Genomic DNA, 3,011 nt, shown 5'->3' with positions numbered 1-3,011 from the left:
TTGGTGCTGGTCATGAGGGGGTGGTTCTCCTGTCGTGCCCTCTCAGGCTAACCCGCCGAAGCGGGGCGTCTCACCAGAGGCTGACAGAGAGGGTGACGGCGGACCTCTTCGAGATGAATCCGCCTGATCCTTTGTTCAACGATTGCCAAGGAGCGGCGGATGGCTGCCTCGGACGAACTCCTTCACAAAGCTGACCCGTCGGCTCTTCTGACTCTGGACGGTGTCATCAGCAGTCTCAACGCTGCGATGGCCACGGCGCTGGGCAGGTCGGCGCAGCAGTGCCGGGGACGTGACTTCGGTGATCTGTGGCCCGCAAGCCAGCGGATGTCGGCCGAGAGCCTCGTGGCCCACGCCGCCAGGACGAAGACGGTCGCGATGCGGGTGCTGGAGTTCCCCGGGCGAGGCGGAGCGTCCGTTGCCTGCTTGATCGAGGCGCGGCCGGTGAAGGATCCCGCCGGTGACGAGCAGCTGGTCTGGGTGCACGCACTGGATGCGCGAAACGACCTGGCCAGCCTGTTGATCCCGTTCCGGATGGCCACCGCGGCCGCCGACCTCGGACTGTGGATGTATTCACCCCAGGGGCAACAGCTGGAGTGGCTCGGTGGCGCACCAGCCCTGGCCGCACTCTTGCCGGATCCCACTACGCCGCTTTCCAGTGTGATCTCGGCAGTGCATCCCGACGACCGGGAGGCCTTCCAGCAGCTCCTGCGCCCGCCCCCCACCCAGTCCCCCTGGGTGAGGCTGCGGTACCTCACCCAGCACGAGGACTGGCACCGACTGACCGTTCAGACCCGTCGGATCCAGTTGGGCTATGCCGGCCCCGAACGGATCTTCGGGATGGTCCGCGACGACACCAAGCAGGAGAAGCACAGGGTGAAGGCGCAGGCCGCGCTGACTGCCGAGCGACAGCGCGCCAAAGACATCGCCGAGTTCTCCTCCGCCTTGATCACCGCAGCCACGGAGCAGGAACTGCAGCAGGTCGTCCTGACCCGGCTCGCCGCGACCTTCGGCGCCAGCGGCGCCCTGCTCGCACTCGTCGACGACGGCCGCCTGCGCGTCTCCACCGACGCCGGAATAGGCATGTGGGAGGTCGACGTCCTGCACGGCATGCCGCTGGACCATCCGAGCCCGCTGCCCGAGGCGATCCGCACCGGCAAGTCTTACTTCATCCGCGACCGGGAGGACTACATCCGCCGTTGGCCGCACGGGGCCGAGTTTCCGCACCTGGGCCGACTCGGCTCCGACTACGCCGTCTCGATCATGCCGCTCATCGAGCCCGGCAATCAGCCGCTCGGGGGGTGGCTGGTGACCTACGGCAGCGGATACCGGCCGTCCCTGGACGAGCGGACCCTCGTGGGTACGCTGGCCGATCTGGCAGGCCAGGCGCTGAGGCGCATCCGGTTGCAGCAGGCACGAGTCGAGCTGGCCACGGCGCTGCAGCAGACCATGCTGCCCAGGCTGCCCGAGCACCTGGCGGGCCTGGAGGTCGCCGCCCGCTACCAACCCAGCCGGGACGGGCTGGACATCGGCGGGGACTGGTACGACGCCTTCGTGATGCCCGACGGCACGGTCGCCCTGGAGATCGGCGACGTTCAAGGGCACGACGTCGACGCCGCCGCCTTCATGGGACAGGTTCGCTTGTCCATGCGCGCGATCGCCGACCAGGACCGGGATCCGGGAACCCTGCTGACGCGCACCAACGAGCTGCTCGTCACGATGGATCCCCCGCGCTTCGCCAGCTGCACCATGCTGCACATCGATCCGCTCAGCGGGCAGGTCACCGGCGCCAGCGCCGGCCATGTGCCGTTGCTGTGCGCACGCACAGACGGCAGCCACAGCATCCACGAGCTGCCGGGCGGGCCGGTCCTGGGAGTCGTGCCCGGCATGGACTACGCGGAGGAGACCTTCACCCTGGACGAGGACAGCGTGCTGGTCATGGTCACCGACGGCGTGGTCGAAGGACCGGGCGTGACGTTGGAGGCCGGACTGGAGCGAGCCGGAACACTGGCCGGCGCAGCCCTCCACGACGGACTGGACGCGGAGGCGACCGCCGACCGAGTCCTCGAGGCAGCGGTCGCGGTGGACCACACCGACGACGTGGCCGTTCTGGTCATCCGCCGCGGAGGATGAACTCCCGTGATCAAGCTCCCCTGACGCGCCCCTTGCATGTCCGATCGGGTAGGCACAGACCGGGAACACCGCCAAGTGCCGAGTCCTGGTTGCCGGGCCGCCCCTGGGCCGCCCGAGGCGAGCCGACGTTGACAAACGATGACAGTCGGCGACCATGTCGGCGCACGTCAGAGCGACACCCCTGGCAGGACCCGAGGTGGGAGACTTGGCGCATCACTTCCAGAAGAACTGATCGAGTGCCCCCTGCGCCCTTGACTCGATCATTGAAACTCCCGGCCAAAGTCGCTACGCCGACCCCAGGGCCTGTCCGGCGCGCCCAGAGCGGTCTCGGGACGACGCCCACAGTGCGATCAGGACTGCGGCGATTAGGGTTGTGACGTCGGCCCAGTTGTAGGGCAGGGTCGTGGCGACCGGAAGGGCCACCAGCAAGGTGACCCCCTGCAGGACGGTGGAAAACACCGGCAGACCCTTTACTGCCGCGCCCTTCCACTTGCGGAACGCCGCGATCCCCCAGAGCAGAGGGAACAGCAGGCAGGCGATCGCAGCAACGGCGAAACCCGGCACGGCGAGCAGGTTCCCTGCGTTTGCGGCGATGCCAGGTGAATCGTCGCCGGGGACGATCACCGGGTGTTCCACGTACCAGTTTGCGAGGAGAGTCGCCTGCACGAACACGGCAGGGAACACGGTTGAGGCCAGGGCAGCCGCGCCATACCAGCGCCAGGATCGGGTCGTTGCCCCGCCGGTCGTTGCCACCGCAACTCCTCGTCCGTCCAACCTGCCACAGCTTTAGTAGCTGTTGTCGTACCGATCTTGGGGTTTGTCGATCGAACCGGAGTCCCGATCGGGTGGTCGCGAGGTGCTCGGCGCATACGAGCAGGGCC

General features: G+C 67.9%; 2 protein-coding genes. One reads left to right on the top strand and one right to left on the bottom strand.

Going from position 1 to position 3,011, the window contains the following annotated elements; all coding sequences use genetic code 11:
• The first annotated feature begins 159 nt into the window (after nt 1-159).
• Nucleotides 160-2,130: a SpoIIE family protein phosphatase gene (locus ACFYXB_RS45705; protein WP_389591413.1), complete on the top strand. Its 1,971-nt coding sequence runs from the start codon at nt 160-162 to the stop codon at nt 2,128-2,130.
• Nucleotides 2,131-2,415: 285 nt separating this feature from the next.
• Here the strand turns inward: ACFYXB_RS45705 and ACFYXB_RS45700 are convergent, their stop codons facing one another.
• Nucleotides 2,416-2,883 (bottom strand): hypothetical protein, encoded by a 468-nt coding sequence (locus tag ACFYXB_RS45700; protein ID WP_389591410.1) that lies wholly within the window; start codon nt 2,881-2,883, stop codon nt 2,416-2,418.
• Nucleotides 2,884-3,011: the final 128 nt, after the last annotated feature.

The organism is Streptomyces sp. NPDC002619 (genome assembly GCF_042889305.1).
In the GTDB taxonomy this organism is placed as follows: Bacteria; Actinomycetota; Actinomycetes; order Streptomycetales; family Streptomycetaceae; genus Streptomyces.
Note: the sequence above shows the minus strand (reverse complement) of the source record. Positions and strands in the feature narration are given on the sequence as shown.